The 16508-nt window shown below is 73.4% G+C and carries 12 protein-coding genes; 7 read left to right on the plus strand and 5 right to left on the minus strand.

Features of this window, described 5'->3' with window-relative positions:
* Window positions 1-318 precede the first annotated feature (318 nt).
* Entirely contained in the window at window positions 319-1218 is a 900-nt protein-coding gene (locus tag ACFWIC_RS00930) for an oxidoreductase (RefSeq protein ID WP_380514686.1), read from the minus strand.
* A gap of 222 nt (window positions 1219-1440) precedes the next feature.
* Here ACFWIC_RS00930 and ACFWIC_RS00935 point away from each other — a divergent pair, with 222 nt between their 5' ends.
* From ACFWIC_RS00935 to acs, 3 genes are all read left to right on the plus strand, one after another.
* The gene (locus ACFWIC_RS00935; protein WP_380356767.1) at window positions 1441-2448 is read left to right on the plus strand and encodes an ATP-binding protein; all 1008 of its coding nucleotides are present in this window, start codon (window positions 1441-1443) and stop codon (window positions 2446-2448) included.
* Between the two features lie 530 nt (window positions 2449-2978).
* Window positions 2979-5465 (plus strand): SulP family inorganic anion transporter, encoded by a 2487-nt coding sequence (locus ACFWIC_RS00940; protein ID WP_380514689.1) that lies wholly within the window; start codon window positions 2979-2981, stop codon window positions 5463-5465.
* 232 nt (window positions 5466-5697) lie between these two features.
* Complete coding sequence (gene acs / locus ACFWIC_RS00945) at window positions 5698-7653, plus strand: acetate--CoA ligase (RefSeq protein WP_380356773.1); 1956 nt, start codon at window positions 5698-5700, stop codon at window positions 7651-7653.
* 127 nt (window positions 7654-7780) lie between these two features.
* Here the strand turns inward: acs and ACFWIC_RS00950 are convergent, their stop codons facing one another.
* Window positions 7781-9151 (minus strand): serine hydrolase domain-containing protein, encoded by a 1371-nt coding sequence (locus ACFWIC_RS00950; RefSeq protein WP_380514691.1) that lies wholly within the window; start codon window positions 9149-9151, stop codon window positions 7781-7783.
* A 385-nt stretch (window positions 9152-9536) separates the two neighbouring features.
* Between ACFWIC_RS00950 and nhaA the strand changes: the two genes are divergently transcribed.
* The 4 genes from nhaA (at window position 9537) to ACFWIC_RS00970 (ending at window position 13227) form a co-directional block, all read left to right on the plus strand.
* Window positions 9537-10946: a Na+/H+ antiporter NhaA gene (gene nhaA, locus ACFWIC_RS00955; RefSeq protein WP_380514694.1), complete on the plus strand. Its 1410-nt coding sequence runs from the start codon at window positions 9537-9539 to the stop codon at window positions 10944-10946.
* Window positions 10947-11138: 192 nt separating this feature from the next.
* On the plus strand, window positions 11139-11615 hold the full coding sequence (locus ACFWIC_RS00960; RefSeq protein WP_329879057.1) for a phage holin family protein: 477 nt from the start codon (window positions 11139-11141) through the stop codon (window positions 11613-11615).
* A gap of 187 nt (window positions 11616-11802) precedes the next feature.
* Window positions 11803-12846 carry an alpha/beta hydrolase gene (locus ACFWIC_RS00965; RefSeq protein WP_329879056.1) on the plus strand — a complete coding sequence of 348 codons (1044 nt, stop codon included), beginning with the start codon at window positions 11803-11805 and terminating at the stop codon, window positions 12844-12846.
* 168 nt (window positions 12847-13014) lie between these two features.
* On the plus strand, window positions 13015-13227 hold the full coding sequence (locus ACFWIC_RS00970) for a hypothetical protein (protein WP_329879055.1): 213 nt from the start codon (window positions 13015-13017) through the stop codon (window positions 13225-13227).
* Between the two features lie 42 nt (window positions 13228-13269).
* Here ACFWIC_RS00970 and ACFWIC_RS00975 read toward each other — a convergent pair whose 3' ends face one another.
* The 3 genes from ACFWIC_RS00975 to nth form a co-directional block, all read right to left on the minus strand.
* On the minus strand, window positions 13270-14454 hold the full coding sequence (locus ACFWIC_RS00975; RefSeq protein WP_329879054.1) for a MarP family serine protease: 1185 nt from the start codon (window positions 14452-14454) through the stop codon (window positions 13270-13272).
* A gap of 178 nt (window positions 14455-14632) precedes the next feature.
* Entirely contained in the window at window positions 14633-15373 is a 741-nt protein-coding gene (locus tag ACFWIC_RS00980; RefSeq protein WP_329947854.1) for a CoA pyrophosphatase, read from the minus strand.
* Window positions 15370-16272, minus strand: coding sequence for an endonuclease III (gene nth / locus ACFWIC_RS00985; protein WP_380514700.1), 903 nt, complete (start codon window positions 16270-16272; stop codon window positions 15370-15372). Before nth ends, ACFWIC_RS00980 begins: the two co-directional genes overlap by 4 nt.
* Window positions 16273-16508: the final 236 nt, after the last annotated feature.

The following is a 16508-nucleotide window of genomic DNA, read 5'->3' on the forward strand; positions in this document are numbered from 1 at the left end:
AAGCACGGCCCGCGAGACCCGGTCAGGACCCCTAAGAGGTCAAACCGACAACGCAGTTCAGGCCCCACGGACCGCGTACAGATGACTGAGCACCCACATGCAGCCGACCCGCTGTCGGGCCGCCGCACCAGACGAACGGGCAGGATCCCCGTCTGATGGGCACTTCCGGTGCATGCATGGTCACCCGGCATCTGTGCCAGCGGCGGCACCCGGCAGGATCAGGTGCCGCCGCATCTCTTCGTCCCGGCGCCTCCCGGCCCGGGACCCCCGGCCGCCGCCCCTCGACCGCCCTTGACGCCGGTCGGACCGCGCGTCCGGTCAGACCATGCCGCGCTGCATCGCCTCGCAGACCGCCGTGGACTCCCGAACCCCGAGCCGCAGGGCCCGGCCGCAGTGGCCGATCCAGGCGGCCAGCCCCTCCGGCGCGCCCGCCAGGTAGCCGGCCAGCGCCTGCCGGTAGGCATCGGTCCCCAGCTCCGCCAGGCCGACCTCGGCCGGGCAGATCGACTTCGGGTCTAGCCCCTCGGCGATCAGCACGATCCGCTGGGCGGCCCGGGCGATCAGGCCGTTGTGGGAGCCGAACGGCCGCAGCGCCAGGAGCTCGCCGTGCACCACCGAGGCGACCACCAGGGCCGGCGTGCCGACGCCCTGCCCCTCCGCACGGGCCACCAGCAGCCGGGAGAGCTGGTCGAGCCTGGCGGCGACCTCCTCCGAGCCCGGCGCCGGGGGCAGCACGGGCACCGGCCCGTCCACCGCACCCGGCACCGCGGACTCGACTCCCTCCACCGGCTTCAGCTCCAGCGGGAACGGATCGTCGGCACCCTCGCCCGCCTGGCGCGGCCGCCCCGCGGGGGCGTCGGAGTCCCCCACCGCGAGCAGGTGCAGCCGGGCCAGCACCTGGAGCGGCGAGTGCCGCCAGACGCTGAGCAGCTGGCCGGCCTCGGCCGAGATCCGCAGGGCGGCGCCGACCGCCCGGGCCTCGGGGTCGGCGCCGAAGTCGCTGCGCCGCCGGACCTCCTCCAGCGGCCAGTCCGCCCCCGCCAGCGCGGCGGAGGCCCGGGCGCCCCGCAGGGCGGACTCCGAGGTGACCTCGGCCGCGCGGCGGCGCATCACCCGGTGGCCGTAGAGGCGGTCGACGGCCTTGCGCACCTCGGCCACCGCGTCGGGCACCCCGGGGAGCTGGGCCAGCGGGGCGAGGGGATCTGTTCCAGTGCTCACCTACCCGAGGGTAATGAACCGGGGCCACTCCCGGAACGGCAACCTCGCATCACCCTTTAGAGGCAATCCTCACTTCCCTCCGGCGAACCACCCGAAACCCCGGATAGCATGGCCACTATCGGAAGCGATAACGATTTCCAGTTCTGGAGATCGTCGGCCCCGGCCGCGGAGCGGACGAGCGACCGCGGCGGGCCCCAGAGCGAGCGAGAGCCGGAGTCCCAGATGAAGATCGCCTTCGTCGGCAAGGGCGGCAGCGGCAAGACCACGCTGTCCGCACTGTTCATCCGCCACCTGGCCGCCTCGGGCCGCCCGGTCATCGCCGTCGACGCCGACATCAACCAACACCTCGGCCCCGCACTTGGCCTGACGGACGCGCAGGCCGCCGAACTGCCCTCGCTCGGGGCCCACCTGCCCGACATCAAGGAGTACCTGCGCGGCTCCAACCCGCTGATCCGGTCCTCCGAGGAGATGATCAAGACGACCCCGCCCGGACGGGGCTCGCGCCTGCTCCGGATCGTCGAGGAGAACCCGGTGTACGCGGCCTGCGCCCGCCCGGTCGCGCTCGACGAGGGCTCGGTGCGACTGCTGGCGACCGGCGCGTTCACCGAGGAGGACCTCGGGGTGGCCTGCTACCACTCCAAGGTCGGCGCGGTCGAGCTGCTGCTCAACCACCTGGTCGACGGCCCGGACGAGTACGTCGTGACCGACATGACCGCGGGCTCCGACTCGTTCGCCTCCGGCCTGTTCACCCGTTTCGACCTGACCTTCCTGGTCGCGGAACCGACCCGCAAGGGCGTCTCGGTCTACCGCCAGTACCGCGACTACGCGCGCGACTTCGGCGTGCGACTGCGCGTGGTGGGCAACAAGGTGCAGGGGCCGGAGGACCTGGAGTTCCTCCGCCGCGAGGTCGGCGACGACCTGCTGACCGCCTTCGGGCACTCCGACTGGGTGCGCCGGCTGGAACAGGGCGCCAACCCGCAGCTGCGAGCCCTGGAGCCGGCCAACCGCGCCGTGCTGGACGAACTGCGCGCGGAGGCGGACACCACGTACGGGCAACGGGACGCCCGCCGCTACACCGAGCAGGCCGTCCTCTTCCACCTCCGCAACGCCGAGAGCTGGGCCAACGCCAAGGTCGGCATCGACCTCGCCACCCAGGTGGACCGGGGCTTCGTGCTCGGCGACCGGCTCGCCGCGGCCGACGAACCCGCCGCGGCCGGCGCTCCGGCCTGACCGGCGGCGGCCCTCCGCCGCCCCGACGCCACCGACGGGCCGCGGTCTCCCCACCCCGGGGAGGCCGCGGTCCGTCCGGCTCCCCGGCCCGAATCCCCGGCCCCCGACCCCGACCCCGGCCCCGGCGACGGCGGTACCGAGCGCCCGACGCTGCCGCAGGGCACTCCCACCAGCAGATTCCCGTCCGTTCGAGCACCACCCAATGGGGTGAACGGCACGGTTATTGCCTGTCGCCCGGGATGACGCTGTGCAAAGATCCCATTACCCTCGGTTTACCGAGTCTTGATATTCACCTCGGTCCCGACGACCTCTCCGAGGCATGGCTCCTCCCATCGCCCCGGGCGAGCAGCCGTCGGGGCTCCTGATGGTCCACGGTCCGGCCGGTGACACCCGCACTCCCCGCCGCGACCACGCCATCCCGCCACGCCGTCGCGACCCACGACAGCCGATCCGACCCGCCGGGCCCGTCACCGGGCTCACCGCACCGCCGGACCTGACTGCGTTCGTTCCCCCGGAAAGACGGGAAGACTATGACCCTCGACATCTCCGGCGCACCCATCGCCTCCGACACCACCGACCACGCCCCGCCGGGCAGACGTCCCCGTGCCCCCTGGGCACCGGACCTCTCCGCCTCCCTCGTGGTCTTCCTGATCGCCGTGCCGTTCTCGCTCGGCATCGCCCTGGCCACCGGCGCCCCGCTCACCTCCGGCCTCGCCGCGGCAGCGGTCGGCGGGATCGTGGTCGGCCTGTTCGGCGGCACCCCGCTCCAGGTGAGCGGCCCCTCCGCCGCGCTGACCGTGATCACCGCCGGACTGATCTCCCAGTACGGCTGGCAGGCCACCTGCGCCATCACCCTCGCCGCCGGCCTGCTGCAACTCCTGCTCGGGGTCAGGAGGGTGGCGCGCACCGCGCTCGCCGTCTCTCCCGCCATCGTGCACGGGATGCTGGCCGGCGTCGGCCTGACCATCGCCATCGCGCAGCTGCACGTCGTCCTCGGCGGCTCTCCGCAGAGCTCGGCGACGGCCAACCTGCTCGCCCTTCCCGGCCAGTTGGCGGTCCCGCATCCGGCCGCCCTGGCCGTCGGCACCGTCACCGCGGTCGTCCTGCTCGGCTGGCCCCGGCTGAACCGGCTCCCCGGCCGGGCCGGCGTGTTCGGGTCCCGGCTCGTCAGGGTGCCCGGACCGCTGGCCGCCGTCGCCTTCGCCACCACGCTCTCCGTCGCGCTGGACCTCCGGCTCGCCCGGGTCGAGCTCCCCGCCTGGCAACCGCACGACCTCGTCCCCGACCTGCCCCACGGACCGCTCCCCGCCGTCCTGGCCGCCGTGCTGACCGTCACCGCCGTGGCGAGCGTCGAATCACTGCTCTCGGCCGTCGCCGTCGACCGGATGTCCCACCGGACCGGAGACCTCGACCGCGAGCTGCGCGGCCAGGGCCTCGCCAACATGGTGAGCGGCCTGGTCGGCGGTCTGCCGATCGCCGGCGGAGCGGTGCGCAGCACGGCCAACGTCCGCGCCGGGGCCACGAGCCGTCGGTCCTCGATCCTGCACGGAGTCTGGGTGCTGGCGGCGGCGCTGGCCCTCACCGGCGGGCTGCGCCGGATCCCGCTCTCCGCGCTCGCCGCCCTGGTGCTCGTGGTCGGCCTGCAGATGGTGAGCTTCGCGCACATCCGCAAGGTCCACCGGCACCGGGAGTTCCCTGTCTACCTCACCACCGTGGCGGGCGTGGTGCTGCTCGGCGTCCTGCCGGGCGTGGCGCTGGGAGCCGCGACCGCCGTCCTGCTCGCCCTCTACCGGCTGACCCGCGCCCACGTGGACGTCCTGACCGGTCCCGACGGCTCGTTCACCGTGGAGACGCACGGTCCGCTCACCTTCACCGCCGTGCCGCGGCTCAGCCGGTCCCTCGCCGGGATCCCGGCCGGCGCCGATGTCGCGGTCGTCCACGACGGCTCCTTCCTCGACCACGCCGCGTACGAGACCCTGCACAGCTGGCGCACCGGGTACCAGGCCGGCGGCGGCCGCGTCTCGATGGTGACCCACCGCCAGGACGACGAGGTCCTCGACCCCGACGGCACCGTCCGTACCGGCAGCTCTCCCGGCCCGCACCGCTGCCGCGCCTGGACGCCCTGGGTCGGCCACCACTGCGTCGAACAGCAGGAGGACCCGCACGGACGACTGCTGGACGGGGTCCGGGTGTTCCAGCTGCACACCGCCCCGCTGGTCCGGCCCGAACTGGCCCGGCTCGCCCGGGAGGGACAGACGCCGTCCCAGCTCTTCCTGACCTGCGCGGACTCGCGGATGGTCACCAGCATGATCACCAACAGCGGCCCCGGCGACCTCTTCACCGTCCGCAACGTCGGCAACCTGGTGCCGGCGCCGTTCGAGCCGGGGGCGGCCGACGACTCGGTGGCGGCGGCGGTGCAGTACGCCGTCGAGGTCCTGGAGGTCGGTTCGATCACGGTCTGCGGCCATTCGGGCTGCGGGGCGATGAAGGCGCTGCTGGACGGGCTGCACGAACAACCGGGCCCGCCGACCCCGCTGGCCCGGTGGCTGCGCAACGGCCGCGGTTCCCTGGACCGGCTGCGACGGATCCCGGCCGAGTTCACGGCCCGGCCGGTGGTCGACCTGGTCGAGCAGCTCTGCATCACCAACGTGGTCCAGCAGCTGGACCAGTTGCTGGCCAACCCCGCCGTGGAGCGACGGGTGGCCGAGGGCACGCTGAGGCTGGTCGGGATGTACTTCGACTTCGCCACGGCGCAGGCATACGTGCTCGATCGCGAGAGCGGCCGGTTCAGCCCGGTCGAGGCACTGGGCGCACCGGGCGAGACCTCGCCCCGTGCTCACGCCCACGCCCCTGCGGCCGCCGTCATGGCCGCCACAGCGGTCGCGTCCGCCGCGTCCACTTCGGCCGCCGACTGCGACACGCCCGAACGGGTGAAGGAATTCGAAGAGGTCCCACCCTCCGGTACGGACCCCTCCGACGCGACCAGGACCGGGGGCGGTCCGGGCCTGGCCGCCTGAGAGCCGGGCCCGCGTCCCGCCGGGCGGGCCAGGACGCGGGCCCACCTCCGCCACACCCTCCAGAGGTGCCCCGGCCTCGGGCGACCGTTCGACGTCCGGTCAAAGGTCTACACCAATTCACCGGAGCCTCTTGTCAAGTGACCTCTTCGCCTGGTGAGCTGTGCGCTGGGACACACGGGACAATCCCCACGCACGGGAACGATCCCGATCATGACTCGATGAGGAGTGCGCGTTGAGCAACGAGAGCCTGGCCAACCTGCTCAAGGAGGAACGGCGCTTCGCCCCGCCGGCAGAGCTCGCCGCAGCCGCCAACGTCACCGCGGCCGCATACGCTCAGGCCTCCGAGGACCGCCTCGGTTTCTGGGCCGAGCAGGCCCGCCGCCTCACCTGGGCCGTCGAGCCCACCGAGACACTCGACTGGTCCAACCCGCCGTTCGCCAAGTGGTTCGCCGACGGCAAGCTCAACGTGGCCTACAACTGCGTCGACCGCCACGTCGAGGCGGGCAACGGCGACCGCGTCGCCATCCACTTCGAGGGCGAGCCCGGCGACAGCCGCTCCATCACCTACGCCCAGCTCAAGGACGAGGTCTCACAGGCCGCCAACGCCCTGCTGGAACTCGGGGTCCGCAAGGGCGACCGGGTCGCCGTCTACCTGCCGATGATCGCCGAGGCCGTCGTCGCGATCCTCGCCTGCGCCCGGATCGGCGCCACCCACTCGGTGGTCTTCGGCGGCTTCTCCGCCGACGCCGTCGCCTCCCGCATCCAGGACGCCCAGGCCAAGCTCGTCATCACCGCCGACGGCGGCTACCGGCGCGGCAAGCCCTCCGCCCTCAAGCCCGCCATCGACGAGGCACTGACCAAGGTCGACGGCGTCGAGCACGTCCTGGTCGTCCGCCGCACCGGCCAGGACGTCTCCTGGACCGAGGGCCGCGACGTCTGGTGGCACGAGGCCACCGCCCGCCAGTCCACCGAACACACCCCCGAGGCGCACGACGCCGAGCACCCGCTCTTCATCCTCTACACCTCGGGCACCACCGGTAAGCCCAAGGGCATCCTGCACACCTCCGGCGGCTACCTCACCCAGGCCAGCTACACCCACCACGCCGTCTTCGACCTCAAGCCGGAGTCCGACGTCTACTGGTGCACCGCCGACATCGGCTGGGTCACCGGCCACTCGTACATCGTCTACGGCCCGCTCTCCAACGGCGCCACCCAGGTCATCTACGAAGGCACCCCCGACACCCCCCACCAGGGCCGGTTCTGGGAGATCGTCCAGAAGTACGGCGTGACGATCCTCTACACCGCGCCCACCGCGATCCGCACGTTCATGAAGTGGGGCGACGACATCCCCGCGAAGTTCGACCTCTCGTCGCTGCGGGTCCTGGGCAGCGTCGGCGAGCCGATCAACCCCGAGGCGTGGATCTGGTACCGCGAGCACATCGGCGGCGGCAAGGCCCCGATCGTCGACACCTGGTGGCAGACCGAGACCGGCGCCATGATGATCAGCCCACTGCCCGGCGTCACCGAGACCAAGCCCGGCTCGGCCCAGCGCGCGCTCCCCGGCATCGGCGCCACCGTCGTCGACGACGAGGCCCGCGAGGTCCCCAACGGCTCCGGCGGCTACCTCGTCCTCACCGAACCGTGGCCGTCCATGCTCCGCACCATCTGGGGCGACGACCAGCGCTACATCGACACCTACTGGTCGCGGTTCGAGGGCCGCTACTTCGCCGGTGACGGTGCCAAGAAGGACGAGGACGGCGACATCTGGCTGCTCGGCCGGGTCGACGACGTCATGCTCGTCTCCGGCCACAACATCTCGACCACCGAGGTCGAGTCGGCCCTGGTCGGACACCCGTCCGTGGCCGAGTCCGCCGTGGTCGGCGCCGCCGACGCCACCACCGGCCAGGCGATCGTCGCCTTCGTCATCCTCCGCGGCACCGCCGCCGACAGCCCCGAGCTGGTCGAGGAGCTGCGGGCGCACGTCGGCCGGACCCTCGGCCCGATCGCCAAGCCGAAGCAGATCAAGGTCGTCGGCGAGCTCCCGAAGACCCGCTCCGGCAAGATCATGCGCCGTCTGCTGCGCGACATCGCCGAGGGCCGCGAGATCGGCGACACCACCACCCTCGCCGACTCCACCGTGATGAACCTCATCCAGGCCCAGCTCCCCCCGGCGGGCAGCGAGGGCTGACCTGGCCGACCGGCCGAGAACGCCGGAAGACCCGGAGACCACGGTGCCCCCGGGCGGTTGCGACCGCCCGGGGGCACCGTGGTCGGAGACGGCGGGGGTGGACCGGTGACCTGCGGCGGCCGGCCCGTCAGCCCCGGCGCTCGGCGACCAGCGTGCGCAGGGTCTCGTAGGCGCCCTGGACCAGGCTCCGGCTGCGCAGCGGCAGCGCGCCGGCCATCACCGCGATCCCGACCTGGGCACGCGGGCTGAACCCGACGAAGGTGGTGGACCTCCGGGTGACCCCTGCGTGGTAGACCAGCTCGTCGCCCATCGTGCCCACGGTGCCCAGCGCGCCCTCCATGCCCTGCGCACCGGCGCCCGACTCCGCCGGGGACTCCGGACCCGGCCGGGCCGCCGAGCGCGACGCGCCCGCCAGTTCTGCCACGTCCGCCCCGTCCGAGAGGCCCTCGGGATCCTCGGGATCCCCCGGACCCCGGTGTGACCACAACGCGCGGTGGTTCCAGCCCAGACAGATCCGGGGGCCGCCGCGCCGCCCGCCAGTGCGCGGCCGACGCACCTCCCCCAGCGCCGTCCGCAGCACGGCCGCGTCGGCCCGTTCGGGGAGCGGCACGGCGTCCAGTGCCAGGTTCGCCTGCAGGTAACGGAGCATGTCGTCCGCCGTGGAACGGAGCGCGGCGGCGCCCGGGAGGGCGGGCAGCCGGAAGGACGGCACGCGCCTACCGCGCCGGTAGCCGGCGTCCTCCTCGCGGCCGGGACCGCAGGAGGTGTCCACCAGGCCCAACGGGCCGCAGACCCTGGCGGCGAGCAGATCGTCATACCGCTGTCCGGCCGCGTTGGCCAGCAGGAGTCCGAGCAGGCCGCAGCCGAGGTTGGAGTACCGCACCTGCGCACCCGGGGTTCCTCGGACCGCCGTCCGGGGCAGCGCCCGGAGCAGGTGGGCCGGACCGAAGGTGGCGTACGGGCGGGTGAACCAGCGCGGGGCCACCGCGGGAAGCAGCCCGTCCGGCAGCCGGGGCAGCCCCGAGGTGTGGGTGGCCAGGTGGAGCAGGGTGATCGGCCGCTCGTGCGGGTAGCCGGGGGCGGCGTCGGCGGGCAGGTAACGGTCGATCGGATCGTCGTAGCCGACCTCGCCGCGGGCCGCCATCTCGGCGAGCAGCAGCCCGGTGAAGGTCTTGGTGACGGAGCCGAGCTCGAAGCGGGTGTCGGCACGAACCGGGCGTTCGACGGAGCGGTCGACGTGCCCGCGGCAGGCGACCGTCCGCTCGTCCCCACGGATCACCACCACGGCGGCACCGCCACCCGGGGCGGCGGCCCGGAAGAGCGGGCGGAGCAGGCGGTCGAGGTCCGGCCCGGGCTCGGAGGCAGCGGCAGAGGCCGAACCGGAGGCGGAACCGGAACCCGGACCGGGCCGATGACCGGGCAGGCGGTCCGGCCGGTCGTCCGGCCGGTGGTCGGACGAGGCGTCGGGACCGGGCGGGCGGTGGAGGGCGCCGTTCATCACCGCGGGCTCCGGTGGGAGGGCCGCGACGGGAGTCGTAAGAGGGGTGGTCCGGGCATGGTGGTGCCTCCCGAGGAGGAAGGGAACGGGGCTGGACACCGGCCGGGCTGAACCGGGCCGGCGCCTGCGGTCGACGATAGGGAGCGGTTCACCCGTCTGCATGCCGCAGACTCCGTTCGGGTGTCGCACCTCCGTTCGGACGGGTGCAGAACAGGCCGCCAAGTCCTAAGTCCTGAAGTATGACAATCCGGACGTCGCCTTGCCGTTCCCGCTAGAATGTCAACGACGCATCAAGATTCCGCGTCACAGGGCGCGCCGGGAAGTCTGGTCGGCACTGCACCACAGGTGCATCCGGACACCGTTTCCCCGCCCCAGGAGGTCCCTCGTGGCCAGCCAGCCGCCCGCCCAAGAGCCGACGACCCGACGCCGCCAGCTCCTCGGCAGGTTGTCCCTCCCCGAGCGCACGTACATCACCGACGCCCTGCGGACGGAGACGGTCGGCGGCATCCTGCTGCTGATCGCCGCGGTGATCGCCCTCATCTGGGCCAACGTCTGGCCGCACGCGTACGAGAGCGTCCTCGACTACACCGTCGGGCCCTCCGGACCGCTCCACCTGGACCTCACGCTGGACGCGTGGGCCAAGGACGGGCTACTGACGATCTTCTTCTTCGTGGCCGGCATCGAACTGAAACGCGAGTTCGTCGCCGGCGAGCTGCGGACCCCGAGTGCCGCACTGCTGCCGGTGGTGGCCGCGGTCTGCGGCGTCACGCTGCCGGCCGTCCTCTTCGCCCTCGCCAACTCGGGCGCCGGCGGCCACCCGGGCGGCTGGGCGATCCCGACCGCCACCGACATCGCCTTCGCGCTGGGCGTGCTGGCCGTGGTCGGCAGCCACCTGCCGTCCGCGCTGCGGGCCTTCCTGCTCACCCTCGCCGTGGTGGACGACCTGATCGCCATCCTGATCATCGCGATCTTCTACAGCTCCGGCATCAAGTTCTGGGCGCTCGGACTGGCCTTCGCCGGGCTGGTGCTGTTCTGGTTCCTGCACCGGCGCGGGGTGCACGGTTGGTACCTGTTCGTTCCGCTGGCCTTCCTGAACTGGGCGCTGATGCACGAGAGCGGCGTGCACGCCACGGTGGCGGGCGTCGCGATGGGCCTGATGCTCCGCTGCCACCGGGAGGGCGACGAGAAGCAGTCCCCCGGCGAGCAGATCGAACACCTCGTCCGCCCGGTCTCGGCGGGGCTGGCCGTGCCGGTGTTCGCGCTGTTCGCCGCCGGGGTGACGATCACCGGGCCGGCACTCGGCGAGGTGTTCACCCAGGCCACCCCGCTCGGCATCATCCTCGGCCTGCTGGTAGGCAAGACCGTGGGCATCTTCGGCGGTACCTGGCTGGCCGCGCGCTTCACCCGCGCCGAGCTGAACCCGCAGCTCAAGTGGGCGGACATGTTCGCGGTCTCGGTGCTGGCCGGCATCGGCTTCACCGTCTCACTGCTGATCAGCGAACTGGCCTTCCCGGACGACCCAGCGCTGGCCGACCGTTCCAAGGCCGCCGTCCTGGTGGGCTCGCTGCTCTGCGCGCTGATCGCCACCGTCCTGCTGAAACTGCGCAACCGCCACTACCAGGAACTGTGCGAGGAGGAGGACCGCGACCTGGACGGCGACGGCGTCCCCGACGTCTACCAGCTCGACGACCCCGCCTGGCAGGCCCGCATGGCCGAACGGGCCCGTGCAGCCGAGCGGGCCGGCGGGACGGAGCCCACCCGCCCCACCGAGAAGGGCCCGGACGGGACCCGCTGAGGCGGCCCGAACGCCGGGACACGTCCCTCCGGCGGGGCCCCCGGAGTGGTGTGCGCTCGGGCGGTAGGGGCATGATTCTGAGCTGTCGACAGTCCACCGACGCCGCCGGGCCGCCCCGGTCACCCGGAACCGCCCGGGAGCCGCACCGTGCGGCGGCGTCACACGCCGCACGGCCGAAGAGGAGAACAGCTGATGCCCGCAGGAGCCGCAGACCCGTCCAGCAACGGCCGGGCGCCCTACGAGGGCGAGCGTTCGGTGGGGCAGCTGTTCGCGGCGGCCACCACCGACCTGTCCGCCCTGGTCCACGACGAGATCGCGCTCGCCAAGGCCGAGCTGCGCGCGGACGTCAAGCGCGGTGTCTCCGGCGGCGTCTCGCTGGTGGTCGCCGGTGTGGTGGCGCTGGCCGCCGTCCCGATGCTGAGCGCCGCCGCGGCGTACGGGATCCACGCGCTGGGCCTCTCGCTGGGCTGGTCGTTCCTGATCGTGGCCGGTGCGTACCTGCTCCTGGCCGTGCTGCTCGGCCTGCTGGCGCTGCGTTCGTTCAAGCGGATCGAGAAGCCGCACCGGACCATCGAGGGCGCCCAGAAGACCGCCGACGTACTCAAGAACGCCCGGCCGCGTCCCGCCACCAAGGAGGAGATCGACCGGGCCCTGGGCCGCATCCCGTAAAGGGCGGCCGGAACGGACGCGGGCACCCGCCGGGCGGACGGCGGGCCGGCGGCGAACAGGCCGGCGGCGAGCGGACGGGCGGACGCCGTGGGCCCGTGGCGCCGGGCGGCGAGCCCCCGGCACGCCTGACGCACCGAGTGCGAGTGCCGGGCACGTGTCCGGCACGGGGATGTGACACGCTCTCGGTATGTCGCTCGACCAGAAGCCCGTGCCCGCGCAGCCGTCCGCCCGCTCCGGCGGCACATCCGGCGACGACGACCACGACAGCGCCTCCGGCCCCACCGACGGCGCCGCTGTCAACGGGACGACCGACGACGCCCCCCTCGACTCCGCGTGGGACATCCGGCAGGCGGGGCCCTGGACCCACCGCGACCTCGCCGCCAACGGTGCCCGGTTCCACATCGCCGAGCTGGGAGAGGGCCCGCTGGTCCTGCTGGTGCACGGCTGGCCCGAGTACTGGTGGGCCTGGCGCCACCAGCTGACCGCGCTCGCCGCGGCCGGCTACCGGGCCGTCGCGCTCGACCTGCGCGGGATCGGCGGCAGCGACCGCACCCCGCGCGGCTACGACCCGGGCAACCTCGCGCTCGACATCACCGGGGTGATCCGCTCCCTCGGTGAGAACCGGGCCCACCTGGTCGGCCACGCCTCGGGCGGGACGCTGGCCTGGGTGGCGGCGGTGATGCGGCCGTCGGTGATCCAGAGCCTCACCGTGGTCTCGGCGGCACACCCGCGCGACCTCCGTCGGGCCCTGCTCACGGACCGGCGCCAGATGGCCGCTTTCGATCACGTCCTGGGCTTCCAGCGGCCGTGGATACCGGAACGCCGTCTGGTGGCCGACGACGCGGCACTGGTCGGCCGCTACCTGGACGACTGGACCGGCCGCAACCAGCTGGACCGCGCGACGGTGGCCGCGTACCGGCGGGCGATCCGGATCCCCAGCACCGCGCACTGCTCGATCGAGCCGTACCGGTGGCTGCTGCGGTCGATGGCCCGGCCGGACGGCATCCAGTTCGCCCGCCGGATGAAGAAGCCCATCACCGCGCCGACGTTGCACGTCCAGGGCGCCGCGGACCCGGTGCTGCTGTCCCACACCGCGCTCGGCGGCGGTGAGTACGTCGCCGCGCCGTACCGCTGGCGGCTGATGCCCGGGATCGGGCACTTCCCGCACGAGGAGGCGCCGGAGCAGTTCACCGCGGAACTGCTGGACTGGATCGGCCGCCACAAGGACTGAGTGCCGGGCGGGGCACCCGGGTCCGTCCGGGTTCGTCCGCGAGCGGGCCGATGATCAGGGTCGAAGGTCCCAACTCCCTTTACAGTGTGCTCATATGACAAACGCATAGGCCAAGATGGGCACAACTCCCGTGGTTACCCCCGTCGGCCCAGGGGCATCCATTGCGGTATGACCTGGATGCCCGATCGCGACGGCGCCCCGCGCGGCCGACGCCACACCAGCCCGCAGCGCTCCGCCGCCCACCGCACCGACTGGTCGGACGACCTCGGCTACGACGTCGTGGACCGCCACCAGCGCACGGACCAGCGGCAGCTCGGCATCCCACGCATCCTCGGCCGTCGCGCCCGCTGGGTGGGCGCCAGACTCCGACGCGAGACCTGAGGCCCCGACCCGGCCCCCCGGGAGGACCGGCGGCCGTACGGATCAGAGGGCGCAGCCCTGGGTGTCGACCCGGGCCGTGGCCGTGCTGCCCTTCTCGGCGTCCTCGCGCACCTCGGCGGCGGTCAGCACGTACCCGGTGTCCGCGCTGTCCAGCGACTTGGCGAACACCATCCCGAAGACCTGGCCGTCCGGCGTGAGCAGCGGACCTCCGCTGTTGCCCTGGCGGACCAGCGACCGCACCGAGTAGACGTCCCGGACCACCTGGCCGCGGTGGTAGATGTCCGGACCGTTCGCCTGGATCCGGCCGCGGATGCGGGCCGGCTGCACGTTGAAGGCGCCGTTCTCGGGGAAGCCCGCCACGATCGCGCTGTCGTTGGTCTTCGCCTCGCCGGCGAAACCGAGCGGCGGCGCGTTGAGCTTGGGCACGTCCAGGATCGCGATGTCGCGCTGCCAGTCGTAGCGGACCACCGTCGCGTCGTACAGCTGGCCGACCCCGCCGATCTGCACGGTGGGCTCGTCGACCCCGCCGACGACGTGGGCGTTGGTCATCACCCGGTGCGGGGCGTAGACGAAGCCGCTGCCCTCCAGCGTCTTGCCGCAGGACGTGGCGGTGCCGACCACCTTGACCAGGCTCTGCTTCGCCTTCGCCACCGCCGGGCTCGCGGCCAGCGCCGGGTCGGGGATGTCGACCTGGGTGATCGGCTCGTGCTCGAAGGGGTTGAACACCTGCGGGAAGCCGTTGCGGGCGAGCACCTTGGAGAAGTCCGAGAACCAGTTGGGCGCGTCGGACGGCAGCGTGTCCTGCACGCCGCTCAGGATCGCCGAGGTGCGGACCTGCTTGGAGACGGTCGGCAGGGACGTCCCGGCCAGGGCCGAACCGATCAGCCAGGCCACCAGCAGCATCGAGATCACGTTCACCACGGACCCGCCGGCCGCGTCCAGCGCCCGCGCCGGGCGGCGGTCGATGTGGCCGCGCAGCTTCCAGCCGAAGTGGGTGGTGATCGCCTGGCCGATCGCCGCCAGCACGATCACCACCACCACGGCGATCACGGAGGCGGTGGTCCCGGGGCTGAGGTGGTCGAGCAGCAACGGCAGCAGTTGGACGGCGAGCAGGCCGCCGCCGAGGAAGCCGAGGACCGACAGCACGCCGACCACGAAGCCCTGCCGGTAGCCCGACACGGCGAATCCCACGGCGGCGGCGATCAACAGCACATCCAGGACGTTCACCCGAACACCCTCCCATGCCGCGCCGCGCGCGCGGACGGGCGGGCGGCCGGGAGGGCGGCCGGGAGGGTCCGGCCCGCCGTTCCCGCACGGCCGGCGGCACGGGCCGCCACGTCCGGGCGGGCCGCCGCACGGGCCGCCACGCTCCCGCTCACCGGGACGGGACCCGCCGCGCCCCCGCTCACGACGGCCCGGAGTCGCGGCCGAGCACCGCACGGGAGCGGTCCCGGTCGCCCTGCACCAGCTCCAGCGCCTCGTCCGACAGGTTGACGATCCTGGCGGTGTCCCACGGCCGCTCCATGCCGCTGTGGTGGAGCACCCGGTCGATCACCCCGGCGGTGAAGCCCCACACCAGACGCCCCGCGACCGCGAAGGCCGGGCCCAGGTGACCCGAGGGATGGCGGAGCCTGGCCCGGTTGGCCGGGTCGGTCAGCTCGTCGATCGACACCCGGAACACCGCGCCGGTCTCCGCGGTGTCCACCGGCCGGACCGGCGACTCCTCGCGCCACCAGCCGAGCACCGGGGTCACCACGAACCGGCTGACCGGGATGTAGAGGGCCGGCAGGGTCGCGAAGACCTGCACCCCGGCCGGATCCAGCCCGGTCTCCTCCCAGGCCTCCCGCAGCGCCGCCGCGACCGGCCCGGGACCGGCGGGGTCACCGTCCTCCGGGTCCAGCGCGCCGCCCGGGAAGGACGGCTGGCCCGCGTGCGAGCGCAGCGAGCGGGCCCGTTCGATGAGCAGGACGTCCGGACCGGTGGCGCCCTCGCCGAACAGCATCAGGACGGCGGCGGCGCGTCCGCCCTCGGGGGGCGGCAGGAAGCGGCTCAGCTGCTCGGGCAGCACCCGTTCCGCGGCTTCCCGGACCGGCTCCAGCCAGGACGGCAGGCCGTCCCGCTCGATCCCGGCCGCGCCGGCGGTCACTCGGCCACCGCCAGGTCGGCGGCCTCGCCCCGGTGGGCGGCGGCGTCGGCGCGGGCGGCGGCCTCGCCCGGGAAGTCCGCGGGCGGCCTCAGCCGCTGGCCGGGCTGGCCGCCCATCTCGTACTTGAGCAGCTTCTGCGCCTTCTCCGGATCGGTCTCCCCCTCGCCGTACGCGGGGCAGAGCGGCGCGATCGGGCAGGCCCCGCAGGCGGGCTTCCGGGAGTGGCAGATCCGGCGGCCGTGGAAGACCACCCGGTGCGAGAGCATGGTCCACTCGGACTTCGGGAAGATCTCCGCGACGACCGCCTCGACCTTGACCGGGTCCTCCTCCGCCGTCCACCCGAACCGTCGGGACAACCGCCCGAAGTGGGTGTCCACGGTGATCCCCGGGACCCCGAAGGCGTTGCCGAGCACGACGTTGGCGGTCTTGCGACCGACGCCGGGAAGGGTGACCAGGTCCTCCAGCCGGCCCGGGACCTCGCCGCCGAACTCGTCCCGCAGCGCGATCGACAGGCCGATCAGCGACCTCGCCTTGTTCCGGAAGAAGCCGGTCGGCCGGATGATCTCCTCCAGCTCCGCCGGGTCGGCGGCCGCCATGTCCTCCGGCGACGGGTACTTCGCGAACAGTGCGGGCGTCGTCTGGTTCACCCGCAGGTCGGTGGTCTGCGCCGACAGCACCGTGGCCACCAGCAGCTCGAAGGGGTTGTCGAAATCCAGCTCCGGATGCGCGTACGGGTACAGCTCCGCCAGCTCCCGGTTGATCCGCCGCGCCCGCCGCACCATCGCCAGGTGCGACTCCGGTTTCCTCGGCCTGACCGTCGCCGCCGGCTTCGCAGCCGCCTTGGTCGCCGGCTTCGCGACCGCCTTGGTCCCGGCCTGCCGGACCTTGCTCTCTGCCATGCACGAAGGCTACGCCGGACGGTCCGCCGCGTGCGGCGGATCAGCGATGACCGATGGACGACCGGTGGCGGCACGCCGCACACCGGCCGCCGGGAGGGCGCGTTCACCGGGGCGGGGCCCCCGGGAGGGCGCGTTCGCCGGGGCGGGGGCGCACGGGATAGCGTCACCCGCATGGTCAGCACCGCCGCCCCGAGGGCCTTCCTTCCGCCCGGGCCCGACGGCCCGTGCCCTCTGAC

It is taken from the genome of Kitasatospora sp. NPDC127035 (assembly GCF_042726075.1).
Taxonomy (GTDB): Bacteria; Actinomycetota; Actinomycetes; order Streptomycetales; family Streptomycetaceae; genus Kitasatospora.

Excerpts from the sequence above, each read along its gene's own strand:
- ACFWIC_RS00935 (WP_380356767.1), top strand. The coding sequence starts at position 1,441 with ATGAAGATCGCCTTCGTCGGCAAGGGCGGCAGCGGCAAGACCACGCTG.
- ACFWIC_RS00940 (WP_380514689.1), top strand. The coding sequence starts at position 2,979 with ATGACCCTCGACATCTCCGGCGCACCCATCGCCTCCGACACCACCGAC.
- ACFWIC_RS00950 (WP_380514691.1), bottom strand. The coding sequence starts at position 9,151 with ATGAACGGCGCCCTCCACCGCCCGCCCGGTCCCGACGCCTCGTCCGAC.
- ACFWIC_RS00960 (WP_329879057.1), top strand. The coding sequence starts at position 11,139 with ATGCCCGCAGGAGCCGCAGACCCGTCCAGCAACGGCCGGGCGCCCTAC.
- ACFWIC_RS00965 (WP_329879056.1), top strand. The coding sequence starts at position 11,803 with ATGTCGCTCGACCAGAAGCCCGTGCCCGCGCAGCCGTCCGCCCGCTCC.
- ACFWIC_RS00970 (WP_329879055.1), top strand. The coding sequence starts at position 13,015 with ATGACCTGGATGCCCGATCGCGACGGCGCCCCGCGCGGCCGACGCCAC.
- nth (WP_380514700.1), bottom strand. The coding sequence starts at position 16,272 with ATGGCAGAGAGCAAGGTCCGGCAGGCCGGGACCAAGGCGGTCGCGAAG.